We start from the raw sequence: 21,772 nt of genomic DNA, 5'->3' as shown, positions 1-21,772 counted from the left end.
TCAGGCCGGCTCTTCGCCGACGAAATCGCTGCGGCTGAGGCCATGCCGCAGCATCTTTTCGTTGAGTGTCCGGCGCGGCAGTTGCAGCAACTCCATCACCGCCTTGATGTCCCCGCGGCACTGGCCGAGCGCCTGGCGCAGGCACTCCGCCTCGAAGGCTTCCATGCGTTCCGCCAGCCCCGAGGTGAGGCCGCCGCCTTCCTCCGCGTCCCCACGCTCCAGGCCGAGGACATGACGCTCGGCGGCGTTGGCCAGCTCGCGTACATTGCCCGGCCAGTCGTGGGCCATCAGCCGCGCCAGTTCCGCCGGCGCGGCGGGCTGCGGCTCGCGGCCGAGGCGCTGGCTGGCAACGCTGGCGAAATGTTCGAAGAGCAGCGGGATGTCCTCGCGACGCTCGCGGATCGGCGGCAGGCGCAGCTCGGCGACGTTCAGGCGATACACCAGGTCCTCGCGGAAGCGTCCGGCGCGTGCTTCGGCCAGCAGGTCGGGCTTGGTCGCGGCAATCACCCGCAGGTCGACGTGGATACTCTGGTTCGAGCCGAGCCGCTCCAGTTGCTGCTCCTGCAGGACGCGCAGCAGCTTGACCTGCTGCGCCAACGGCATGCTTTCGATCTCGTCGAGGAACAGGGTGCCGCCATGGGCATGCTCGAGCTTGCCGATGCGCTTGCCCTGCGCGCCGGTGAAGGCGCCGCTCTCATGACCGAACAGCTCGCTCTCGAACAGTTGCTCGGGAATCGCCGCGCAGTTCAGCGCCACGAACGGCTTGTCGGCGCGCGGCCCGAAGTCGTGCAGGCAGCGGGCAACCAGTTCCTTGCCGCTGCCGGTCTCGCCACGGATCAGGACGTTCACCGGGGTCGGCGCCAGGGCCAGAACCTGCCGGCGCAACGCTTCCATCGGCTTGGACACGCCAAGCAGACGCGCATCGACCTGGTCCTTGAGACTGGCCTGCTCCTTCAGGCGCCGGTTCTCCAGCACCAGGCGGCGCTTTTCCAGCGCGCGCCGCAAACTGCCGAGCAGGCGCTCGGGCGTGAAGGGTTTCTCGATGAAGTCGTAGGCACCCTGGCGCATGGCCTCCACCGCCATCGGCACGTCGCCGTGCCCGGTGACCATGATCACCGGCAGGTCGCGATCGACCGCCTGCAGGTTGGCGAGCAGTTGCAGGCCGTCCATGCCGGGCATGCGCACATCGCTGATGACCACCCCGGCGAAGGACTTGTCCAACGCTCCCAGGCATTCCTCGGCGCGCAGGCACAGGCGCACCTCGAAGCCGGACAGCTCCAGCCATTGCTGCACCGCTTCGCGGATCGTCGCTTCGTCGTCGACGAAGATCACCTGGTCGCTCATGTCGTTACGCTCGTGTCATCGGGGGCCGCCGGCAGGATCAGGCTGAACACCGCTCCCGCCTCGGCATTGGCGACCTGCAGGCGGCCGCCGAGTTCGTGGACGATCCCATAGGATACCGCCAGGCCGAGGCCGAGTCCCTCTCCCACCGGCTTGGTGGTGAAGAACGGATCGAAGACGCTGCCCAGGTGCTCGGCGGGAATCCCGCCGCCGTTGTCGGCAACGCTCAGCACCCAGTCGCCGCCAAGCCGTTGCAGGACCAGGCGGATCCATGGCCGCTCCTGGCCGGCAACGGCATCCAGGGCGTTGCGCAGCAGGTTGACCAGCACCTGTTCCAGGCGGATCGCGTCACCCATCACCCAGGCCGGCCAGAGCAGCGCCTGCTCGATCTCCACCCGTTCGGCGCGGATTCGCGGCAGCAACAACTGCTGCGCCTGCTCGACCACGTGACCCAACTCGATACGCTCGCGCAGGCCGCCGGCGCTCTTGCGCGCGAAGGTCTTCAGGTGGCCGGTGAGCGCGGCCATGCGTTCGAGCATCTGGTCGATGCGCGGCAACGCCTGGCGCGCCTCGTCGTGGCGTCCGGCGTCGAGCAGGAGGCGCAGGCTGGCCAGTTGCATGCGCTGGGCGGTGAGCGGCTGGTTGATCTCATGGGCCAGGGCCGCCGACATCTGCCCCAGGGCGGCCAGCTTGGCCGCCTGCACCAGGCCGTCCTGCGCGGTACGCAGGTCGGCGGTGCGCTGCTCGACCAGGCGCTCCAGCTCCTCCCGGCTACGTTGCCGCAGGCGGGCGATACGCCAGCGCTGGTGCAGGAACAAGCCGAGGAAGACCAGCGCCAGCCAGGTGCCGGCGGCGGCCAGGCGCGCGGTGGCGACGTCGTCCTGGATGCTCGCGGTGTCGCGCAGCAAGTGGAGGGTCCAGCCGTCGTTGGGCAGGTCCAGCGATTGCCAGAGGTAGTCCTTCTCGCCGTCGGCGCTTTCCACCCGCGCCAGACGGCGGTCTTCGCCGTAGCTGCGCAAGGTCTGGTGACGCAGGGGTGTCAGGGGCTGGCGATCGTATTGCCGGGTCTCCGCCAGTTCGAAGCGGTCCACGGTATCCAGCGGTTCCAGTTCGCGGTAGCGCCAACCGGCGTGGTTGGCGAGGAACACGATGCCCTTGGCGTCGCTGGCCAGGACCAGGTCGGGGGTCTGGTTCCACTGCCGTTCCAGATCGGGAAACTCCAGCTTGACCACGATTGCGCCCAGGAAGCTGCCGTCCTCGGCGCGCACCGCGTGGGACAGGAAATAACCGGGAATCCCGCTGATCACCCCGACCGCATAGAAACGTCCGGAGCCTTGGGCGATGGTCTGGCGGAAATAGGGACGGAAACCGTAGTTGTGGCCCACGTAGCTGGTCGGCAGGTTCCAGTTGCTCGCCGCCACGGCCAGCCCGGTACGGTCGAGCAGCTCCAGGGTGGAGGAGCGGGCGGCCAGGTTGATGCTTTCCAGCTTGAGGTTGAGGCGCTGCTGCAACTCGCCGTCGATCGGCCCGGCCAGCGCCGCGCGCAGGTCCGGATCCAGCGCCAGTACCGCCGGCAGGCTGCGGAAGCGTTCGATCAGGGTCTGCAGCGAGCCGGCGTAGAGGTCCAGCTGCTTGCGCACCTGTTCGCCCTCGGCGCGTAGCGCCTGCTGCCGCGCCTGGCGACCCGCCCAGTCCATGGACAGCAGCAGGCCGCCGAGCAGCGGCAGCAACAGCAGGAACAGGCGCAGCGGACGGGACAAGGACATCGGCGGATCGAAACGGCGGCGGGAAGCGGCGACGATAGCACGGCGCCCGGTTACACTGCGCGCCGTACGAGGAGTCCGCCCATGTCGCTATCCCCCTGGTCCCATTCCTGCTCGGCCGGTTTCACCCTGCGCGGCTGGCGCAGCGAACCGAGCGGCAAGCCGTTGCTGCATTTCCTCCATGGCAACGGCTTCTGCGGCCGCACCTACGAACCGATGCTGCGTCTGTTGGCGGAGGATTTCGACCTCTGGCTGTGCGACATCCAGGGCCACGGCGAAAGCGACCACGGCGGCCGCTTCCACGGCTGGAACCGCAACGCCGAGATGGCGGTGGAGGCCTTCGAGGCCGGGCGCGGTCCCTATGGAGATGTCCAGCGACTGGCCTGCGGGCACAGCTTCGGCGGCGTCCTCAGCAGCCTCGTCCTGGCCCGCCATCCCACCCTGTTCGCCCGCGCCGTGCTGCTCGACCCGGTACTGTTCACCCCGGCGATGATCGGCGTGATGGCACTTTCCGAGACCCTCGGCCTGCAATTGCGCGGCAGCCTGGCGAAGAAGGCGCGCCTGCGCCGCAGCCAGTGGCCCGATCGCGCAGCCGCCTACGCCGGCTTGCGCGGCCGCGGTATCTTCAAGGGCTGGACCGACGAGGCGCTGTGGGCCTACGTGGAATATGCGCTGAAGGAGAGCGACGGCGGAGTCGAGCTGAAGTGCCGGCCAAGCCGCGAAGCGGAGATCTTCAGCTCCTTCCCCAGGCGGCTGTGGCCGTCGCTGGGCAAGATCACCACGCCGACCCGCGTGCTCTACGGTGACCGCACCTACCCTTTCGTCGCCAAGTCGGTGGCGCGCTGGTGCTCGCTCAACCCCCAGGTCAGCGCCCACGTGGTGGTCGGCGGCCACTGCTTCATGCAGGAAGACCCGGCCGATGCCGCCGAACGCGTACGCGACTTTCTCCTGCCCAATCCATGAACGCTCCTTCCGTGGGGAATCCGGCGCTCATCCATCGGTCCCAGGGAGGATGACCCCACAGGACCGAGCCATGCGCCCTCTCCTCTTCAGTGCCCTTCTCCTGCTTTCCGGGCATACCCAGGCCAGCGAATGGAACGACAGCCAGGCCGTGGACAAGCTATTCGGCGCGGCCGGGGTGAAAGGCACCTTCGTCCTCTACGATGTGCAGCGGCAGCGCTATGTTGGCCATGACCGGGAGCGCGCGGAAACCCGCTTCGTTCCCGCTTCCACCTACAAGGTGGCGAACAGCCTGATCGGCTTATCCACAGGGGCGGTTAGATCCGCCGACGAGGTTCTTCCCTATGGCGGCAAGCCCCAGCGCTTCAAGGCCTGGGAGCACGACATGAGCCTGCGCGACGCGATCAAGGCATCGAACGTACCGGTCTACCAGGAACTGGCGCGGCGCATCGGCCTGGAGCGGATGCGCGCCAATGTCTCGCGCCTGGGTTACGGCAACGCGGAAATCGGCCAGGTTGTGGATAACTTCTGGTTGGTGGGACCGCTGAAGATCAGCGCGATGGAACAGACCCGCTTTCTGCTCCGACTGGCGCAGGGAGAATTGCCATTCCCCGCCCCGGTGCAGTCCACCGTGCGCGCCATGACCCTGCTGGAAAGCGGCCCGGGCTGGGAGCTGCACGGCAAGACCGGCTGGTGCTTCGACTGCACGCCGGAACTCGGCTGGTGGGTGGGCTGGGTGAAGCGCAACGAGCGGCTCTACGGCTTCGCCCTGAACATCGACATGCCCGGCGGCGAGGCCGACATCGGCAAGCGCGTCGAACTGGGCAAGGCCAGTCTCAAGGCTCTCGGGATACTGCCCTGACGCTCTGCCGCCTCAGTCGCCGACCTTTTTCTGCCGGGACTGCCGCCACTCGTCGAGGCGAATCACCTCGGCGCTATGCACCGGCGGGTTGTCGACCTCGGCGGCCGCCTCGAAGCGATGCGGGGCCAATTCGATGGCGCCGAGGTGATAGCCATACATGACGATGCGCCCGGCGTAGCGTTCCTCGCCGCTGACGGTGAATTCGAAACCGAACTCGCGGCTCAGCCGCCACTGACCACGGTGGTCACGGGCCAGGCGCAGGCGCCGGCGCGCGACATTCTCGTCGAGCAGTTCCACGCCCTGCTTGGCGCAATGCTGCTTGGCCAGCAGCAACGCCCGCTCGCGCACGCCATGGGCGCGCCACCACCAGGCTGCGGCGGCGCCCAACAGGAGCATGACGAAAAGGTTACCCAGGGTCACGAGCGGAATCCGGTGTAGGGGGACGGCCAGCTTACCCGTTCTCCCGGCAGGCAGCGAGTGGGGGGTGTTTTCGCCATGTGAATTAGCCCCCATACTGCGCCGACTCAGCTGTAGGAAGTCGTCTCATGCCACGTACGCCCCACCTGCTCGCCATCCAGTCCCATGTGGTCTTCGGCCACGCCGGCAATGCCGCGGCGGTGTTCCCGATGCAGCGCATCGGAATCAACGTCTGGCCGTTGAACACGGTGCAATTCTCCAACCACACCCAGTACGGTCGATGGACCGGGCAGGTGCTGCCGCCGGAGCAGATTCCGGCGCTGGTGGACGGTATTGCCGGCATCGGCGAACTGGGCAACTGCGACGCGGTGCTGTCCGGCTATCTCGGCAGCGCCGCCCAGGGCCGCGCCATTCTCGATGTGGTGGCACGGATCAAACAGGCCAACCCTCGGGCGTTGTACCTCTGCGACCCGGTCATGGGCCACCCGGAAAAAGGCTGCATCGTGGCCCCGGAAGTCAGCGACTTCCTGCTGGAAGAAGCCGCCGCGGTCGCCGACTACCTGTGCCCCAACCAGTTGGAGCTGGACAGCTTCTGCGACCGCCAGCCGGACTCCCTCGCCGACTGCGTGGAAATGGCACGGAGTCTGCTGGCACGCGGTCCCAGGGCAATCCTGGTAAAGCACCTGAACTATCCGGGCAAGGCCGGCGACACCTTCGAGATGCTGCTGGTGGCCGCCGACCAGGCCTGGCACCTGCAACGCCCGCTGCTGGCCTTCCCGCGGCAACCGGTCGGGGTCGGCGACCTGGCCTCGGGGCTGTTCCTCTCTCGCCTGCTGCTCGGCGACGACTTGCGTAACGCCTTCGAATTCACCGGCGCCGCGGTCCATGAAGTGCTGCTGGAAACCCAGGCCTGCGGCAGCTACGAGCTGGAACTGGTGCGGGCGCAGGATCGGATCGCACACCCAAGGGTTCGTTTCGACGCAGTGCGCCTTTAGTCTCCGCCCCTGTGGGTGAAAATCATCCACAGGCGGCTCAAAGAACGTATTTCCCCAACATCAACCCACCGACCACCATCACCGCCATCAGCACGAAAGCCATGCCCAGACGCCGCTCGATCAGGGTCTTCAGGCGTGGGCCAGCCCAGAACAGCAAAGCGCAGGTAGCGGCGAAGCGCAGGCTGCGGGCGACAAGGCTGAGGCCGACGAACAGCCAGAGGTCGAGCTGGGTCACTCCGCTGGTAATGGTGATCACCTTGTACGGCAGCGGCGTGAAGCCGCCGCCCAGCAGCACCATCAGCCAGCCCAGTTCGTTGTAGCGTTCGGCGACCTGTTCGAAGTTCTCCAGCAAGCCATAGAACGCCAGGATCGGCATGGCCACGCTCTCGAACAGCAGCAAGCCGATGAAATAGCCGGCGATGCCGCCCAGCACCGAGCTGATCGCGCAGATCGTCGCGTAGCGCCAGGCCTTGGCCCGGTTGGCCAGGACCATCGGCACCAGCAAGGCGTCCGGCGGAATCGGGAAGAACGAGCTTTCGGCAAAGGTCACCCCGCCCAGGGCCAGCTCCGCGCGAGGATGGCCGGCCAGGCGCAGGGTCCAGTCGTAGAGACGGCGCAACATGTCAGGCCGACTGCGGCAGCGGTGCGTCGGCGCCGCGCTCGTCACGGTCGAGTCCCAGGCGATGGACCATGCCGCAGGCGATCTCGCGCTCACCCATGATCACCAGGTTGGCGCCGTTCTGCTCCAGGTAGTCCACCTCGGCGTCGAAATGCGCCCGGGCGACGATGTCCAGCGGCGGGTTCACCGCGCGGGCGTGGCTGGCGATCTGCCCGGCCTCGAAGCCGTTGGGAATGGCGATCAGCAACCAGCGCGCCTCGGCGATGTTGGCCAGTTCCAGCACGCCGGGACTGGCGGCGTTGCCGAGGACCACGCTGTAGCCCTGTTCGCGCAGTTCGTCGGCCTTGTCGCGCTTGTCCACCACCACCACGAAGGGCGTCCCGGCGGCGCGCAGGCGAGCGCTGACCAACCCGCCAACCCGGCCATGACCGATCAGCACCGCATGCTCGCGCTCCAGGATCGGCGGCGGCAGGTCCTGCGCCGGCATCTCGCGGACTCCGCCAGCGGCCTCCGCCAGGCGCTGCTCCTTGCGTTGCTGCAGGCGATCGATGGCGATGAACAGCAGCGGGTTGACCAGGATCGACAGGATCGCCCCGGCCAGCACCAGGTCGCGGCTCTGCTCCGGCACCAGTTCGAGGCCAATGCCCAGGCCGATGAGAATGAAAGAAAACTCGCCGATCTGCGCCAGGCTGGCGGCGATCACCAGTGCGGTGCTGTTCGGATGGCCGAAGGCGCGGACGATCAGGTAGGCGGCCACCGACTTGCCGAAGACGATGACCAGGAAGGTGGCCAGGACCGTCAGCGGCTCCTGCAACAGGATCATCGGATTGAACAGCATCCCCACCGAGACGAAGAACAGCACCGCGAAAGCGTCGCGCAGCGGCAACGAGTTCTCCGCCGCCTCGTGGCTGAGTTCGGACTCGTTGAGGATCATCCCGGCGAAGAAGGCGCCTAGCGCGAAGGACACCCCGAACAGCACCGCCGAGCCATAGGCGATGCCCAGGGCGATGGCCAGCACGGCCAGGGTGAAGAGTTCCCGCGAACCGCTGGCGGCGATCCTCTCCAGCACCCAGGGCACCATCCGGCGACCGCCGAAGATCATCAGGGCGACGAAGGCGGCGACCTTGCCCAGGGTAATCAGCAGCGGCCAGAGCAGACCGGCGTCGCCGCCGTCGGTCTTGCCGCCGAGGGTGCCGGCGAGCGCCGGCAGGAGTACCAGGGTCAGGACCATCGCCAGGTCCTCGACGATCAGCCAGCCGATGGCGATCCTGCCACGCTTGGTGTCCAGCAACTGGCGCTGCTCCAGGGCGCGCAACAGCACCACGGTACTGGCCACCGACAGGCTCAGGCCGAATACCAGGCCGCCGCCGAAGCTCCAGCCGAGCAGCTTGGCCAGGCCGATGCCAAGCAGCGTGGCGACGCCGATCTGCACCAGCGCCCCGGGAATGGCGATGGCCTTCACCGAGAGCAGGTCCTTGAGCGAGAAGTGCAGGCCGACGCCGAACATCAGCAGGATCACGCCGAGTTCGGCGATTTCCTGCGACAGCGCCTGGTCGGCGACATAGCCGGGAGTGAACGGCCCCGCCAGGACGCCCGCGAGCAAGTAGCCGACCAGCGGCGAAATGCGCAGGCGATTGGCCAGGGCCCCGAAGAGGAAGGCGAGGACGAACCCCGCGGCGAGTGTGGTGAGTAACGGCGTATGGTGCATCAGGACTCCCGGCAACACGGGGAACGCGTCCTCCGCGGCCTGGCCGGCGGACGACGACGTTCGAAATGGATCACGGACCCGCGCCCGTGACGGCAAGGCGGAAAGGCTTTCCGCCAACGGAGCCGGGCAGAGCGACCGGCCCATGGCATTCGAGCGACCCGACGGCGGCTATGGTTCCTGGAGAAACCCGGCGCGATACCGACAGGTTAACCCGTTGACGTTTCTGGAGTTTTAACAGGCACGCCGGTTTCTTATCAAGAAATGTCAGGAATGGACGCCAGCAGAGGCAAACTTCTGCGTTTTCTTATGAAAAGCTGCGAAAATTCGCGAAACGGCATCAGGTCCGAAGCGGGCTCGACCGGACACCGGCAGCCTTCCTCAACCGTCTTCGCGAATCGCCTGGTAGCGGGCCTCCAGCTCCGCGCGCAGCTGGCGGCGTTGCTGGGCCTGGGCGAAGCGGCGCTTCTGCTCGGCGGTTTCCAGCTCCAGCGGGCGGACGGCCACCGGCTTGCGCTCGTCATCCAGAGCGACCATGGTGAAGAAACAGCTGTTGGTATGACGCACGGACTGCTCGCGGATGTTTTCGGTGATGACCTTGACGCCGATCTCCATGGAAGTCCGCCCGGTGTAGTTGACCGAAGCGAGGAAGGTCACCAGTTCGCCGACATGCACCGGCTCGCGGAAGATCACCTGATCCACCGACAGGGTCACCACGTAGCGACCGGCATAGCGACTGGCGCATGCATAGGCGACTTCGTCGAGATACTTCAGGAGGGTACCGCCATGGACATTGCCGGAGAAATTGGCCATGTCCGGGGTCATCAGCACGGTCATCGACAGTTGGTTGTTTCCGGGTTGCATAGCGCTTTTTCTCTCATCAGGACGGGCGGGGGACACCATAGACGCAAACGAAGACGGCAGCGGCCACAAATTTTCAATCGTCATGATCGAAATCGCGCCGGGTCGTGCAGACATCCGCGGGCTTTTCTAGACTGGCCCTTTTCCACCGGGAATCGCGCCAATGCCTGCCGCCATTCGCATCCTTCTCCTGGCCATGGCCGTGCTTGCCGGCATCGGTGCCGCTGCCATCCAGGCCGAGGATACGCCCTGCGCCACCGCCGCGGAATGCAACACGCGCGGCACCCAGGCTTATCGACAGGGGAGTTATCCACAGGCGCTGGACGCCTTCGCCTGGCAATTGCGCCTGGCCGAGCGCCAGGAACAGGGCGGAGCCGACTCGGAACAGGCGCTGAACAATCTCGCGCTGACCAGCCTCAAGGCCGGGCAACCGGGACGCGCCCGCGCCTGGATGAACCTGGCGCTGGATCGCGGCTACAGCGGCAAGGCCACGCGCTACAACCTGGAACAGGTTGCCCTGAAAGTCGACTATCCGTCCCTCCAGGGCCTCGCCGGGCACTACCTGCGCTACGCCGGGCAGGCCGAATGGGAAAGCCTGCAGATCGAACCGGTGAAGGGCGGCTACCAGGCGAGCTTCGCCCTGATGCGCATCGGCAATCCGGAGAAACTGATGGAATATGGGCCCGCGGCGGTCGGCGAGCTGTCCGGTCGGCTGGAGGGGCAAGGCGCGCTCTACCGGCTGCGCAGCGAAGGCCTGGGCGCCGGCTGCAGCCTGCTGGTATGGCAGGAAGGCATCGACCTGCGAGTGGTGGAGAGCCTTGGCGGGAACTGCCAGGGTTACGGCGGCATGGGCATCGCCGCCGCCGGTAACTGGGTGAAGATATCCAGTCAGGCCAGGGACGACTGAAACTTTTCCACAGGCCGCTCCAGCGGAGCGACCCGTGGAAAATCCACTCAGCGGCCAGCGGACAGGCCGAAGTCCACCGCCAGGTCGGCGCCCGTGATCGCTTCGGCCTGAGGGCCGCAGAGATACCAGACCAGCTCGGCGACTTCTTCCGGGCGGATGAAGCGTGCCGCCTTGCCCTGTGGATAATCCTTCAGCAGCGCGCGCTTGTAGCCATCCGGATTGCCCATCCCATAGCGTTCGGCCTGGTAGTCGAGCATCGGCGTGGCGATATCCGCCGGCGACACGGCGTTGACCCGCACGCCCTGCTCGGCCAGTTCCAGCGCCAGAGTCTTGCTCAGCATGGTCAGCGCCGCCTTGCTCGCGCAATACGCCGCCGAACCCCGGTAGGCCTGGCGTCCGGAGTCGCTGGAGATGTTGACGATGCTGCCCTGGTTTTCCTTCAGGTAGGGAATCGCGGCCTGGCACATGTAGAAGGAGGCCTTGAGGTTGACTCCCAGGACCAGGTCGAAATCCTCCTCGGTGAAGTTTTCCACAGGCCCCTCGCGCCAGACGCCCGCGGCATTCACCAGGGCGTCGAGACGTCCGGTACGGGCGAGAATCTTCGACATCAGGGTATGGCAGTTATCCGCGCTGCGCAGGTCGGCGACCCCGCTGGCGTCCAACGGCACCTGCGCGTTCAGCGCGTGCAGGCCCTCCTTATCCACATCCGTGGCGGCGATGCGCCAATGACTCTGGGCGAAACGCTTGGCGATTGCCCGGCCCAAGCCGCCGGCTGCACCAGTGATAAGAACGACGGGCGTGCTCATCTGCTTTTCCTTACTCCTGTGCCGCGTGGAAAACACCGACGGCCAATCGGCCGCCCGCTTCAATGACTGACCGGCAACGCCGGCAGCCGTTCATTCAGGCCTGGTTGAGATACCAGCGCCAGTCCTGCTCGCCGACCTCGCCCATGAAGGCACGGTATTCGGCCTGCTTGATCGCCAGGTAGATCTTCAGGAAATCCTCGCCGAGCGCCTCGCGCGCCCAGGCCGAGCCCTCCAGCGCGCGCAGCGCGGTCAGCCAGTCGCTCGGCAACGCCTGGGTGGCTTGAGCGTAGCCGTTGCCGGTGATCGGCGCACCGGGGTCGAGTCGCTCGCGAATCCCCAGGCGCACCGCCGCGAGCAACGCCGCCGCCGCCAGGTAGGGATTGGCGTCGGCGCCGCAGATGCGGTGCTCGATGTGCCGGCTGGACGCCGGGCCGCCGGGAACCCGCAGCGACACGGTGCGGTTGTTGATTCCCCAGGTCGGCGCCAGCGGCGCGTAGCTGTTCGCCTGGAAGCGGCGGAACGAGTTGGCGTTCGGACAGAACAGCGCCAAAGACTCCAGCAGGCACGCCTTCATTCCACCGATGGCCTGGCGCAGCAGCGGGGTCCCGGCCGGGTCCTCGCTGGCGAACAGATTGTTGCCAGCGGCGTCGGCCAGGCTGACGTGCAGGTGCAGGCCGCTGCCGGAAAGATCGGCGAACGGCTTGGCCATGAAGCAGGCCTGCAACCCATGGCGATTCGCCACGCCCTTGACCAGGCGCTTGTAGCGCACGCCTTCGTCGATCGCCTGGAGCGTGTCGAAGCGATGCTGCAGGGTAATTTCCACCTGCCCCGGCGCGTACTCCGAAATCGCCGTGCGCGCCGGCAGGCCCTGGGCCTCGCAGGCGGCATACAAGTCATCGAGGAATGGCTGCAACTGCTCCAGCTCGTAGACGCCATAGACCTGGGTCGCCCGCGGCCGCTGGCCATTCATCTGTAACGCCGGCAACGGCCGGCCGTCGCTGTCGCGTTCGCGGTCGAGCAGGTAGAACTCCAGTTCCACCGCCATCACCGGGTGGAAACCCTCCGCCTGCAGACTGTGGATAACCCGCTGCAACACATGCCGGGGATCGCCCGCCGCGGCCGGTAGCCCGAGCTCGGGATGCATGCTTACCTGCACCTGGCCGGTCGGTGACTGCCGCCAGGGTTGCAGGGTCAGGCTGCCGGGCAGCGGGAAGGTCCAGCAATCGGCATCGCCGACGTCCCAGACCAGGCCGGTCTCCTCGACGTCATCGCCATTGATGGTCAGGCCGAGGATGGTGCTCGGCAGCGGCCGCCCGCTTTCGTAGACCGCCAGCAGCTCGTCGCGGTGCAGCAGCTTGCCGCGCGGCACGCCGTTGGCGTCGATCAGGAACAGCTCGATGCTGCGCACCTCGGGGTGTGCGGCGAGGAACTCGCGGGCTTCCCGCGGATCGGCGAAATGCATCTCAGGCCTCCCGCGCGCCGGGTATGGCGAGCAGCTCGCCGAGCGCCTCGTCGAGGCTGGAGAGCAGGCGGTCGACATCTTCTTCGCGAGTGTCCGGGCAACACAGGGTCATGTTGTGGAACGGCGTGATGAGGATGCCGCGGTTGATCAGATACAGGTGCAAGGCCATCTGCAGGCTGTCGTGGAACGCCGCCTCGGCGGCCGCGCCGTCGCGTGGGGGTTGCGGGCAGAACTGGAACTCGCTGCGCGCGCCGAGCTCGGTCACCGACCAGGCCAGGCCGTGCTTGTGGATAATCCTGCGGAAGCCCTCGGCCAGACGCGCCGCCAGGGGCAGCATGTGGGCATAGGCGGTATCGGTCATCACCTCTTCCAGGTTGGCGCGCATACAGCGCATCGCCAGGGCGTTGGCCGACAGCGTGGTACCCATGCCGCTGTGGCCGTGGCCTTCGCTCTGCTCGCTGGCACGTGCCCTGGCCAGTTGCATGGCGCTGGCCATCGCCGCGCTGCAACCATACACCGAGCACGGTACGCCGCCGGCGATCGGCTTGCCGAGGGTGATGAAGTCCGGCTCGAGCTTCCAGGCGCGGGTACAGCCGCCAGGACCTGTGGAGATGGTGTGGGTCTCGTCGATGATCAGCAGCGTGCCGTGACGACGGGTCAGCTCGCGCAGCTTCTGGTGGAAGCCGGGTTGCGGCAGGACCATGCCGATGTTGGTCATCGCCGGCTCGCAGAGCACGGCGGCCACGTCTTCGCCGGCCAGCGCCCGCTCCAGGGCCTGGAGGTCGTTGAACGGCACCGCGCGGCTGAACTGGGTGAGGTCGTGGGCCTGGCCGAGCAGGCCGGAGCGATGCACGGTGCGGCCGTCGCGGCAGCGAACCAGGGTGTCGTCGACCGTGCCGTGGTAGCAACCGTCGAATACCAGCACCACCTTGCGACCGGTGATCGCACGCGCCCAGCGCAGGACGAAGCGGTTGGCGTCGGTAGCGGTGGTCGCTACCTGCCAGAACGGCAGGCCGAAGCGCTGCGCCAGCAGCTCGCCTGCGACGATGGCATCCTCCCCCGGAAGCATGGTGGTCAGGCCGTTCGCGCCCTGCTCGGCGAGCGCCCGGGCGATCGGCGCCGGAGAATGGCCGAACATGCTGCCGGTATCGCCCAGGCAGAAGTCCACGTAGGCGTGGCCGTCCACATCATGGAAACGCGCGCCGTGGGCACGCGCCACGAACAGCGGACAGGGTGTTGACCAATCGCTCATCCAGTGCATCGGTACGCCGTCGAACAAGGCGCGCCGGGCTCGCTCGGCGAGCGCGACGGACTGTGGATTCTGCGCAAGGAAACGTTGCTGCTCGCGGGCCATGAAGGTTTCCACGGCGGCTTCGGCGATGCCACTGGCGGTCATTTCGAACACCTCGTTTTTTATTTCGCACAACTTTCATTTGTGATCACAAAAAAGTCAATACAGTATTTGAAAGCACTGATAATCTGTTTTCCATATCAATTTTGTGATCACAAAAATGAATGACTTTTCGAAGTGGACAGGCCAGGTCGCGCTCATCAGCGGCGCCGGCAGCGAACTCGGCATCGGTTTCGCCATTGCCCGGCGGCTGGCCCGCGAAGGCGTGCGCCTGCTGATCACCGCCAGCAGCGAGCGGATTAGGCAACGAGCGGAGGAACTGAGCGCATGTGGTCACGACGTGCGCGCCGCGAGCGCCGACCTGACCGACGAAGCCCAGGTGCAGGGCCTGCTGGACTGGGCCGAAGCCCAGTGGGGACGGGTCGACATCCTGGTGAACAATGCCGGCATGGCCCAGTTGGACAGCGCGGAGCCCTTCAGCGCAGTGGAAGCGACCTCGCTGCGGGATTGGCAACTGTCCCTGTCGCGCAACCTGACCAGCGCTTTCCTGCTCACCCGCGGCCTGCTGCCGGGCATGCGCGAGCGCGGCTACGGGCGGATCGTCAACGTCGCCTCCACCACCGGAACCCGCGGCAGCAACCCGGGCGAAGCCGCGTATAGCGCGGCCAAGGCCGGTCTGGTCGGCTGGAGCATGGGCCTGGCGCTGGAGGTGGCGAAGAGCGGCATCACGGTGAACAGCGTCGCGCCGGGCTGGATCGCCACCGCCTCGAGCACCGCCGAAGAACGCAAGGCCGCCCTGGCCAGCCCCAGCGGACGTGCCGGCCGGCCCGAAGAGGTGGCCGCCGCGGTGGCCTTCCTCGCCTCGCCCGAAGCCAGCTTCGTCAACGGCGAACTGCTGGTGGTGGACGGCGGCAACTGCCTGATCGAAAACAAACGGAGCTGAACATGCGCAACTGCAACCTGACGCTTTCCCAGCTTCCGGCGCCACCGGCGACCCGGAGCTGACCATGGCCGAGAATCTCCAGGAACGACTCTACCAACGACTGCGGGAAGACTTGCTGGCCGGACGTTTCCAGCCCGGCGAGCGACTGAAGATCCGCGACCTGGCGAACCAATGGGGCACCAGCCCGATGCCGGTTCGCGCCGCCCTGCAACGGTTGGTGGCGGAAGGGGCGCTGGAGGGCGAGGCACAACGCTCGCTCAGGGTGCCGCTGATGACCCGCGAGCGTTTCCTGCAGATCCTCCAGGTGCGCCTGTCCCTCGAAGGGCTGGCGGCCGAAAGCGCCAGCGGCCGGCTGGACGAGCAGGCACTGGAAGGACTCGAAGGTTGTCTGCGGCGAATGGAGGACGCCTTGCGCCGACGCGAGGTACAGGCCTACCTGGAAGCCAACAGCGAATTCCACCTGACGCTCTACCGCGCCTGCGGCAACCCGGTGCTGCTGCGTCTCATCGAGACGCTCTGGCTACAGGTCGGGCCGTTCTTCAACCGGCTGTTCACCGAGGCCGACCTCTCCCTACGTCTGAACGATTTCCACGAGGACGCCCTGGACGCGCTACGCCGCGGCGACGGCCCGGCCGCGCGCGCGGCGATCGAACAGGACCTGGCCTACTTCGGCCAGTACCTGCTGAACCTCCTGGAGCTGGAGGCCCGGCCACGAAAGCGACACCGTTCCGGCGAGCACGCCTGACGGGAGATAAGCGCCGCTACTGCGGGCGAATGGTGCGCACATTGTCCTTCTTGATCAGAATGGTGTCGCCATTCAGCTGTTCGAACTCGTAGTAGTCATTGTATTTGTCGTAATCCGACTGATCCTTGACCAGGACCTCGCTGCCATCTTGCAAAGTGACCACCGCCTGGTTGGCGCAACCCGCCAGGCTGGTCAGCAGCAATGCAGCGAACAGAGCTTTGAACTTCATAGAATCTCCACACGGGGCAGCGCACTTGCCTACATCCGGAGCGACAAGTGCGGAATTGCCCTTGTGACCGTCGCAATCGAGGGAAATTCCTTAGCGCAGCGGCGCTTTGTCGGAGACGAAGCGCCGACGGCGACGCGCTGGGCCTCCAGGCAGCCTCGCGCGACGTCGGGGAGTCAGCGGCAAAGGCGCGTTGCAGAGCCTTTGCGGTGGTTCAGGCTCAGCTCTCCAGCCAGACGTCGCGAGCCCAGACCCACACCGAATCCCAGCTTTCATCGGTGAGGTCGCCATCGGCCCAGAGCACCACCTCGCCGTCCTCCGCCACGCAGTAGTAGCTGCCGTCGTCCTCGCAAAGCGGGATCAGCTCGCGCGGAACGCCCAGGTCCCAGGCAGTGGCCGCCACTTCGGGCAGGTAGGTGTGCGAGTGCGGATCGGTGACGGTCACCGGCTCCAGGCGGCCGTAGACCACATCGCTGACCAGCAGGAGAAATTCGCGGAACTCGGCGGGAATGCCGATCAGCAGCTCTTCCTCGATTTCCACCAGCAGTTCTTCTTCCGGCAGTTCCAGGGGCACCGGAACCGGTTCGTTGAGTTCACGCAGTTTTTCGATGACATCTTCCACGACAGGCTCTCTCGCAACGGGTGGCGCGCTTTTTATACAGTAGCCGCACCGAGCGCAAGACAAGTGTCGCGGCTGGCCTTCGGCCATGGCGCCGGACGAATGGTCGGTCAACCCGCCAACGGAGATGAAAAAACCCCCGTTCCCTGGCGGAAGCGGGGGTTTCGGCGGCCCCCGAAGGGACCGCAACCACTCGGGATCAGTTCTGCCGGATACCGGCCACCAGCCATGGCTGGTTCTCGCCCTGGGCGCGCTCCATCCGCCAGCTTTCGCTGAAGGCTTCGCCCTGGTCGAAGCGCGAGGTCTTCGACACACCGCTGAAGGTCAGGGTGGCGATGGTCTTGTCGGCCTGGTCGTCGACGCCGTCCAGTTGCACGACCAGGTTGTCGATGTAGGTGGACTGGTAGGCGTCGCCGATCTCGGCGCGCTCCTGCTTCAGCCATTGCAACATCTGCGGGGTGACGAACTCGGCGATCTTGTCCATCTCGTTGGCATCCCAATGCTGCTGCAGGGACATGAAGTGTTCGCGAGCGGCACCGACGAAGCGCTCCTCGTTGAACCAGCTCGGCGCGTTGATCACCGGGCTCGGCGCAGCGGCAGCAGCGGCGGCGCCACCGAAGATCGGCGCCTGGGCCGGCATTTCGCGCTGCATCGGCGCGTGCCCGGCCATTGCAGGCTGGCCCTGGTTCTGCTGGCGCCGGCGAGCGGCGATGAAGCGGAAGGCGATGAAGGCCACCAGGGCGATCAACAGGATGTCGAGCATCTGGATGCCCTCGAAGCCGTCGCCCATGAACATGGAAGCGAGCAGGCCGCCCGCGGCGATACCGGCCAGCGGGCCGAGCCAGCGCGAAGCACCGCTGGCGGCAGCGGCGGGACGAGCGGCGTTGGGGGCGGCAGCAGTGGCGTTCGGCGCAGTGGCCGGCTGCGCCTGGCGGGTCTGGTGGCTGGGTGCCGAGCCGAGGCTCTTGCCGCCGCCGAAGCGCTTGGCATTGGCATCCAGGCTGACGGTCAGCGCCAGGCAGAAGGCGAGGGCGATGCTGAGAACACGCTGCATTGTAGTCTTTCTCTCTTGGGGGAATCGACGCGCGCCATGTTGCGGCGGTACGGGCGACAGGACCAGCCGGATTTTGTTTCGGGCTATTGCTCCCCGGCCGCCGTTTTTTCGCCCGCCGCGTCTGGCTCGCGGGTCGGCGCCAGGGTACACCCTCGTTGCCGGGGACGACAGGCATGCACGCGGATCGGCGCGCGAAGATCCGCCCGGCGACCCGGGAAGCACAACGCAGAGCCTCGCCGAAACGTCTGTTACAGTTTTTTTCAGCCCACCGATCAAGCACTTGCGGATGCTAGTCTGCGGGTCTGCGAGGCCGCCCGGTCGCCGCGTCTGCCGACCCATTCCCCGAGCGAGGACCGCCGCCATGCATGCCGTCGATTTCATCCAGGACCTCGCCGTGATCATGCTGGTGGCGGGTGTGGTCACTATCCTCTTCCACCGCCTGCGCCAACCGGTGGTCCTCGGCTACATCGTCGCCGGCTTCATCATCGGCCCGCACACCCCGCCCTTCGGACTGATCCACGACGAAGACACGATCAAGACCCTGGCCGAACTCGGGGTGATCTTCCTGATGTTCTGCCTCGGCCTGGAGTTCAGCCTGCGCAAGCTCTTCCAGGTCGGCGCCACGGCGTTCATCGCGGCGTTCCTGGAAATCGTCCTGATGATCTGGATCGGCTTCGAGATCGGTCGCTTCTTCGAGTGGAGCACCATGGACTCGCTGTTCCTCGGCGCGATCCTGGCGATCTCATCCACCACCATCATCGTCAAGGCGCTCGGCGACCTGAAGATGAAGAACGAGCGCTTCGCCCAACTGATCTTCGGCGTGCTGATCGTCGAGGACATCCTCGGCATCGGCATCATCGCCCTGCTGTCGGGAATCGCCGTGAGCGGTTCGGTGGAAACCGGCGAGGTGTTCTCCACGGTCGGCAAGCTCAGCCTGTTCATGATCGTCGCGCTGGTCGTCGGCATCCTCCTGGTGCCACGCCTGCTGGCCTACGTGGCGAAGTTCGAGAGCAACGAGATGCTGCTGGTCACCGTGCTCGGCCTGTGCTTCGGCTTCTGCCTGCTGGTGGTGAAGCTGGAATACAGCATGGTGCTCGGCGCCTTCCTGATCGGCGCGATCATGGCCGAGTCGCGCCAGTTGGTGCAGATCGAACGATTGATCGAGCCGGTCCGTGACATGTTCAGTGCGATCTTCTTCGTCGCCATCGGCCTGCTGATCGACCCGAAGATCCTCGTCGAGTACGCCTGGCCGATCGCCCTGATCACCGTCGCGGTGGTGCTCGGCAAGATGTTCTCCTGCGGCATGGGTGCGTTCATCGCCGGCAACGACGGACGCACCTCGCTGCGGGTCGGCATGGGCCTGTCGCAGATCGGCGAGTTCTCCTTCATCATCGCCGCCCTGGGCATGACTCTGAAAGTCACCAGCGACTTCCTCTACCCGGTGGCGGTAGCGGTCTCGGCCATCACCACCCTGCTCACCCCGTACCTGATCCGCGCCGCCGACCCGCTCTCGCAGCACCTGGCCAACGCCATGCCGCAGCGCATGGCGAGGATCTTCGGCCACTACGGCGACTGGCTGCGCAGCATCCAGCCGCAGGGCGACCGTGCGGTGCTGGCGGCGATGATCCGGCGCATCTTGCTGCAGGTCGGGGTGAACCTGGCGCTGGTGATCGCGATCTTCCTCGCCGGCGGTTATTTCGCCGATACGCTTTCCGCCTGGATGAGCCAGTGGGTCGCCTACGACGGGCTACACAAGGCATTGATCTGGGGCGGCGCGCTGCTGGTCTCGCTGGCCTTCCTGATCGCCGCGTACCGCAAGCTCAAGGCCCTGTCGATGCTGCTGGCCGAACTCGGGGTCAAGCCGGAGAAAGCCGGACGCCATACGGCGCGGGTACGTCGGGTGATCTCCGAGATCATCCCGCTGCTGTCGCTGGCCGGCATGATGGTGCTGCTGGCGGCGCTCAGCTCGAGCATCCTGCCGCCGGGCGAGTTGCTGGTCGTAGTGGTGCTGGTCGCCGGCCTGGTGATCGCAGTGCTCTGGCGCTGGCTGATCCGCGTGCATTCGCGGATGCAGATCGCGCTGATGGAAACCCTCGACCAGGAAAAGGGCAGCCACTGAGAGCCAAGCGATCCCGGCCTGCCGTCGAATCGGCGGATAACCACGCTGCGGTTATTCGCCCTCGCCTGCACCTGGTGTCGCTATCGGACCCTTTGCCCTGAAGGATCGGCGGATTTCCGCTTATCCACTCTCCCGGTCGGCGGACTCCCGCTCGGCCAAGACCACCCCGCTCCTCTTCCAACCCAGTCCCCACGCGGCTTTCCCGCGTTGGCACGGCACCTGCTATCGAGCCATCCAATACGTCGCCCTCGCGATGTGCCGGTGTGCTGCGCCCTGATCAGCACATCCAAGACAACAACGAAAAGAGGAAACACGATGGAAAGCGCCAACGCCATTTCCGCGTCTGCCCAGCCCCGCACCACTTCGCAACGCATCAAGTCGATCTTCAGCGGTTCCGTCGGCAACCTGGTCGAGTGGTACGACTGGTACGTCTACGCCGCCTTCTCGCTGTACTTCGCAAAGGCATTCTTCCCCCAGGGCGACATGACCGCCCAACTGCTGAACACCGCAGCTATCTTCGCCGTGGGCTTCCTGATGCGCCCGATCGGTGGCTGGCTGATGGGTATCTATGCCGACCGCAAGGGCCGCAAGGCGGCGTTGCTGGCCTCAGTGCTGCTGATGTGCTTTGGCTCGCTGATCATCGCCCTGACCCCCAGCTATGAAACCATCGGCGTCGCCGCGCCGATCCTGCTGGTGGTCGCGCGCCTGCTCCAGGGCCTGTCGGTCGGCGGCGAATACGGCACCTCCGCCACCTACCTGAGCGAGATGGCGAACAAGGAACAGCGCGGGTTCTTCTCCAGCTTCCAGTACGTGACCCTGATTTCCGGCCAGCTCATCGCCCTGGCGGTGCTGATCGTCCTGCAACAGACCCTGACCGTAGAACAACTGGAAAGCTGGGGCTGGCGCGTCCCCTTCTTCATCGGCGCGCTGTGCGCAGTGGTGGCGATGTTCCTGCGTCGCGGCATGGAAGAGACCGAGTCCTTCTCGAAGAAGAAGGAAGAGCCGAAGGAAAGCCTGCTGCGCACCCTGCTGCGCCACCCGAAGGAAGTGCTGACCGTGGTCGGCCTGACCATGGGCGGCACCCTGGCCTTCTACACCTACACCACCTACATGCAGAAGTACCTGGTGAACACGGTAGGCATGAGCAAGACCGATTCGACCATGATCTCGGCTGCCACCCTGTTCCTCTTCATGCTGCTGCAGCCCATCGTCGGCGCCCTCTCCGACAAGATCGGCCGGCGGCCGATCCTGATCGCCTTCGGCGTACTCGGCACCGTCTTCACCTACCCGATCCTCAGCACCCTGCACAGCGTCGACAGCTGGTGGGGAGCGTTCTTCCTGATCATGGCGGCGCTGGTGATCGTCAGCGGCTACACCTCGATCAATGCGGTGGTGAAGGCCGAACTGTTCCCCACCGAGATCCGCGCCCTGGGCGTCGGCCTGCCGTATGCCCTGACCGTGTCGATCTTCGGCGGCACCGCCGAATACGTTGCCTTGTGGTTCAAGAGCGTCGGCCTGGAGAGCGGCTTCTACTGGTACGTCACCGCCTGTATCGCCTGCTCGCTGCTGGTCTATGTGTTCATGAAAGACACCCAGAAGCACTCGAAGATCACGACCGATTGATTGAGCCTCGTGCTCATGGCCCCGACACACTCCGGGCCTTTTTATCCACAGGACGGCGACCTTCGGGTCGCCGTCCTGCTTTTTGGCGCGGCAACCGATTCCCCCACACCCGCCGACTGTTGGTCTACGGCACGGCATCCCGACCGGAGCCCTAGGGCGCGCAACGCCGGCGGCGTAATCATCCGGTGTCCCTGCGTTCCACGGCGGATAACCGCAAGCGGTTATTCGCCCTGCGGCTCGTCATTCCGGCGGGGCTGGAACCTTGGCGCGCAAACGCCGATCTCCTCGCGTTCCCACGGTGGAACAGCGCAAGGGGCCTGCCGTCCCCAGGCAGCGAAGCCCCGTCTGCGAGACCTACCGGGAATAAAAAAACCGCGCTCGAAGGCGCGGCTCT

Annotated in this window: 20 protein-coding genes; 8 read left to right on the top strand and 12 right to left on the bottom strand. The window is 66.1% G+C overall.

Going from position 1 to position 21,772, the window contains the following annotated elements; translation table 11 throughout:
* A complete protein-coding gene (locus tag HMPREF3014_RS19610; protein ID WP_003099712.1) occupies positions 1-1,344 on the bottom strand; it encodes a sigma-54-dependent transcriptional regulator in 1,344 nt (447 codons plus the stop codon).
* Entirely contained in the window at positions 1,341-3,107 is a 1,767-nt protein-coding gene (locus HMPREF3014_RS19605; protein WP_023087938.1) for a sensor histidine kinase, read from the bottom strand. The genes HMPREF3014_RS19610 and HMPREF3014_RS19605 overlap by 4 nt, the downstream gene beginning before the upstream one ends.
* Positions 3,108-3,188: 81 nt before the next feature.
* Between HMPREF3014_RS19605 and poxA the strand changes: the two genes are divergently transcribed.
* Together poxA and HMPREF3014_RS19595 are read left to right on the top strand one after the other, a co-directional pair.
* The gene (gene poxA / locus HMPREF3014_RS19600; protein WP_003099708.1) at positions 3,189-4,067 is read left to right on the top strand and encodes an alpha/beta hydrolase PoxA; all 879 of its coding nucleotides are present in this window, start codon (positions 3,189-3,191) and stop codon (positions 4,065-4,067) included.
* 70 nt (positions 4,068-4,137) lie between these two features.
* Positions 4,138-4,926 (top strand): oxacillin-hydrolyzing class D beta-lactamase OXA-50, encoded by a 789-nt coding sequence (locus tag HMPREF3014_RS19595; RefSeq protein ID WP_003099707.1) that lies wholly within the window; start codon positions 4,138-4,140, stop codon positions 4,924-4,926.
* A gap of 12 nt (positions 4,927-4,938) precedes the next feature.
* On the opposite strand, the gene HMPREF3014_RS19590 is transcribed toward HMPREF3014_RS19595, so the two are convergent.
* Positions 4,939-5,439, bottom strand: coding sequence for a DUF3301 domain-containing protein (locus HMPREF3014_RS19590; RefSeq protein ID WP_003121391.1), 501 nt, complete (start codon positions 5,437-5,439; stop codon positions 4,939-4,941).
* A 32-nt stretch (positions 5,440-5,471) separates the two neighbouring features.
* On the opposite strand from HMPREF3014_RS19590, the gene pdxY reads away from it, so the two are divergent.
* Positions 5,472-6,338, top strand: coding sequence for a pyridoxal kinase PdxY (gene pdxY, locus HMPREF3014_RS19585; protein WP_009877302.1), 867 nt, complete (start codon positions 5,472-5,474; stop codon positions 6,336-6,338).
* A gap of 37 nt (positions 6,339-6,375) precedes the next feature.
* Here pdxY and HMPREF3014_RS19580 read toward each other — a convergent pair whose 3' ends face one another.
* The 3 genes from HMPREF3014_RS19580 to HMPREF3014_RS19570 form a co-directional block, all read right to left on the bottom strand.
* Complete coding sequence (locus HMPREF3014_RS19580) at positions 6,376-6,960, bottom strand: YqaA family protein (protein ID WP_003097034.1); 585 nt, start codon at positions 6,958-6,960, stop codon at positions 6,376-6,378.
* A 1-nt stretch (position 6,961) separates the two neighbouring features.
* On the bottom strand, positions 6,962-8,665 hold the full coding sequence (ybaL, locus tag HMPREF3014_RS19575) for a YbaL family putative K(+) efflux transporter (protein WP_016562513.1): 1,704 nt from the start codon (positions 8,663-8,665) through the stop codon (positions 6,962-6,964).
* Positions 8,666-9,043: 378 nt separating this feature from the next.
* A complete protein-coding gene (locus tag HMPREF3014_RS19570) occupies positions 9,044-9,526 on the bottom strand; it encodes an acyl-CoA thioesterase (RefSeq protein ID WP_003097040.1) in 483 nt (160 codons plus the stop codon).
* A 160-nt stretch (positions 9,527-9,686) separates the two neighbouring features.
* Between HMPREF3014_RS19570 and HMPREF3014_RS19565 the strand changes: the two genes are divergently transcribed.
* Positions 9,687-10,430, top strand: coding sequence for a hypothetical protein (locus HMPREF3014_RS19565; protein WP_016562514.1), 744 nt, complete (start codon positions 9,687-9,689; stop codon positions 10,428-10,430).
* A 47-nt stretch (positions 10,431-10,477) separates the two neighbouring features.
* On the opposite strand, the gene HMPREF3014_RS19560 is transcribed toward HMPREF3014_RS19565, so the two are convergent.
* The 3 genes from HMPREF3014_RS19560 to HMPREF3014_RS19550 form a co-directional block, all read right to left on the bottom strand.
* Entirely contained in the window at positions 10,478-11,236 is a 759-nt protein-coding gene (locus HMPREF3014_RS19560; RefSeq protein ID WP_003097046.1) for an SDR family NAD(P)-dependent oxidoreductase, read from the bottom strand.
* A 94-nt stretch (positions 11,237-11,330) separates the two neighbouring features.
* Positions 11,331-12,698, bottom strand: coding sequence for a glutamine synthetase family protein (locus HMPREF3014_RS19555; RefSeq protein WP_003114138.1), 1,368 nt, complete (start codon positions 12,696-12,698; stop codon positions 11,331-11,333).
* Position 12,699: 1 nt separating this feature from the next.
* On the bottom strand, positions 12,700-14,094 hold the full coding sequence (locus HMPREF3014_RS19550) for an aspartate aminotransferase family protein (RefSeq protein WP_003114139.1): 1,395 nt from the start codon (positions 14,092-14,094) through the stop codon (positions 12,700-12,702).
* Between the two features lie 115 nt (positions 14,095-14,209).
* Between HMPREF3014_RS19550 and HMPREF3014_RS19545 the strand changes: the two genes are divergently transcribed.
* On the top strand, positions 14,210-14,992 hold the full coding sequence (locus HMPREF3014_RS19545; RefSeq protein WP_016852294.1) for an SDR family NAD(P)-dependent oxidoreductase: 783 nt from the start codon (positions 14,210-14,212) through the stop codon (positions 14,990-14,992).
* A 64-nt stretch (positions 14,993-15,056) separates the two neighbouring features.
* Positions 15,057-15,737 (top strand): GntR family transcriptional regulator, encoded by a 681-nt coding sequence (locus HMPREF3014_RS19540; protein WP_003097059.1) that lies wholly within the window; start codon positions 15,057-15,059, stop codon positions 15,735-15,737.
* Positions 15,738-15,753: 16 nt separating this feature from the next.
* Here the strand turns inward: HMPREF3014_RS19540 and HMPREF3014_RS19535 are convergent, their stop codons facing one another.
* The 3 genes from HMPREF3014_RS19535 to HMPREF3014_RS19525 form a co-directional block, all read right to left on the bottom strand.
* Positions 15,754-15,966 carry a YgdI/YgdR family lipoprotein gene (locus HMPREF3014_RS19535; RefSeq protein WP_003097061.1) on the bottom strand — a complete coding sequence of 71 codons (213 nt, stop codon included), beginning with the start codon at positions 15,964-15,966 and terminating at the stop codon, positions 15,754-15,756.
* Positions 15,967-16,183: 217 nt separating this feature from the next.
* Positions 16,184-16,585 carry an SMI1/KNR4 family protein gene (locus HMPREF3014_RS19530; protein WP_003099687.1) on the bottom strand — a complete coding sequence of 134 codons (402 nt, stop codon included), beginning with the start codon at positions 16,583-16,585 and terminating at the stop codon, positions 16,184-16,186.
* A 196-nt stretch (positions 16,586-16,781) separates the two neighbouring features.
* Complete coding sequence (locus HMPREF3014_RS19525) at positions 16,782-17,636, bottom strand: Tim44 domain-containing protein (protein WP_003099685.1); 855 nt, start codon at positions 17,634-17,636, stop codon at positions 16,782-16,784.
* A gap of 361 nt (positions 17,637-17,997) precedes the next feature.
* On the opposite strand from HMPREF3014_RS19525, the gene HMPREF3014_RS19520 reads away from it, so the two are divergent.
* A complete protein-coding gene (locus HMPREF3014_RS19520) occupies positions 17,998-19,755 on the top strand; it encodes a cation:proton antiporter (RefSeq protein WP_003099684.1) in 1,758 nt (585 codons plus the stop codon).
* A 315-nt stretch (positions 19,756-20,070) separates the two neighbouring features.
* Positions 20,071-21,378, top strand: a complete 1,308-nt coding sequence (locus tag HMPREF3014_RS19515) for an MFS transporter (RefSeq protein WP_003097074.1) — start codon at positions 20,071-20,073, stop codon at positions 21,376-21,378.
* The last annotated feature ends 394 nt before the right edge of the window (positions 21,379-21,772 follow it).

Origin of the sequence: Pseudomonas sp. HMSC065H01, from assembly GCF_001815235.1 — a bacterium.
Lineage (GTDB): Bacteria > Pseudomonadota > Gammaproteobacteria > Pseudomonadales > Pseudomonadaceae > Pseudomonas > Pseudomonas aeruginosa.
This window is presented reverse-complemented; position numbering and strand designations above follow the sequence as displayed.

Excerpts from the sequence above, each read along its gene's own strand:
- HMPREF3014_RS19535 (WP_003097061.1), bottom strand. The coding sequence starts at position 15,966 with ATGAAGTTCAAAGCTCTGTTCGCTGCATTGCTGCTGACCAGCCTGGCG.
- pdxY (WP_009877302.1), top strand. The coding sequence starts at position 5,472 with ATGCCACGTACGCCCCACCTGCTCGCCATCCAGTCCCATGTGGTCTTC.
- HMPREF3014_RS19590 (WP_003121391.1), bottom strand. The coding sequence starts at position 5,439 with ATGGGGGCTAATTCACATGGCGAAAACACCCCCCACTCGCTGCCTGCC.
- HMPREF3014_RS19570 (WP_003097040.1), bottom strand. The coding sequence starts at position 9,526 with ATGCAACCCGGAAACAACCAACTGTCGATGACCGTGCTGATGACCCCG.
- HMPREF3014_RS19555 (WP_003114138.1), bottom strand. The coding sequence starts at position 12,698 with ATGCATTTCGCCGATCCGCGGGAAGCCCGCGAGTTCCTCGCCGCACAC.
- poxA (WP_003099708.1), top strand. The coding sequence starts at position 3,189 with ATGTCGCTATCCCCCTGGTCCCATTCCTGCTCGGCCGGTTTCACCCTG.
- HMPREF3014_RS19545 (WP_016852294.1), top strand. The coding sequence starts at position 14,210 with ATGAATGACTTTTCGAAGTGGACAGGCCAGGTCGCGCTCATCAGCGGC.
- HMPREF3014_RS19595 (WP_003099707.1), top strand. The coding sequence starts at position 4,138 with ATGCGCCCTCTCCTCTTCAGTGCCCTTCTCCTGCTTTCCGGGCATACC.
- HMPREF3014_RS19565 (WP_016562514.1), top strand. The coding sequence starts at position 9,687 with ATGCCTGCCGCCATTCGCATCCTTCTCCTGGCCATGGCCGTGCTTGCC.
- HMPREF3014_RS19550 (WP_003114139.1), bottom strand. The coding sequence starts at position 14,094 with ATGACCGCCAGTGGCATCGCCGAAGCCGCCGTGGAAACCTTCATGGCC.
- HMPREF3014_RS19540 (WP_003097059.1), top strand. The coding sequence starts at position 15,057 with ATGGCCGAGAATCTCCAGGAACGACTCTACCAACGACTGCGGGAAGAC.
- HMPREF3014_RS19580 (WP_003097034.1), bottom strand. The coding sequence starts at position 6,960 with ATGTTGCGCCGTCTCTACGACTGGACCCTGCGCCTGGCCGGCCATCCT.
- HMPREF3014_RS19560 (WP_003097046.1), bottom strand. The coding sequence starts at position 11,236 with ATGAGCACGCCCGTCGTTCTTATCACTGGTGCAGCCGGCGGCTTGGGC.
- ybaL (WP_016562513.1), bottom strand. The coding sequence starts at position 8,665 with ATGCACCATACGCCGTTACTCACCACACTCGCCGCGGGGTTCGTCCTC.
- HMPREF3014_RS19605 (WP_023087938.1), bottom strand. The coding sequence starts at position 3,107 with ATGTCCTTGTCCCGTCCGCTGCGCCTGTTCCTGCTGTTGCTGCCGCTG.
- HMPREF3014_RS19525 (WP_003099685.1), bottom strand. The coding sequence starts at position 17,636 with ATGCAGCGTGTTCTCAGCATCGCCCTCGCCTTCTGCCTGGCGCTGACC.
- HMPREF3014_RS19515 (WP_003097074.1), top strand. The coding sequence starts at position 20,071 with ATGGAAAGCGCCAACGCCATTTCCGCGTCTGCCCAGCCCCGCACCACT.
- HMPREF3014_RS19610 (WP_003099712.1), bottom strand. The coding sequence starts at position 1,344 with ATGAGCGACCAGGTGATCTTCGTCGACGACGAAGCGACGATCCGCGAA.
- HMPREF3014_RS19520 (WP_003099684.1), top strand. The coding sequence starts at position 17,998 with ATGCATGCCGTCGATTTCATCCAGGACCTCGCCGTGATCATGCTGGTG.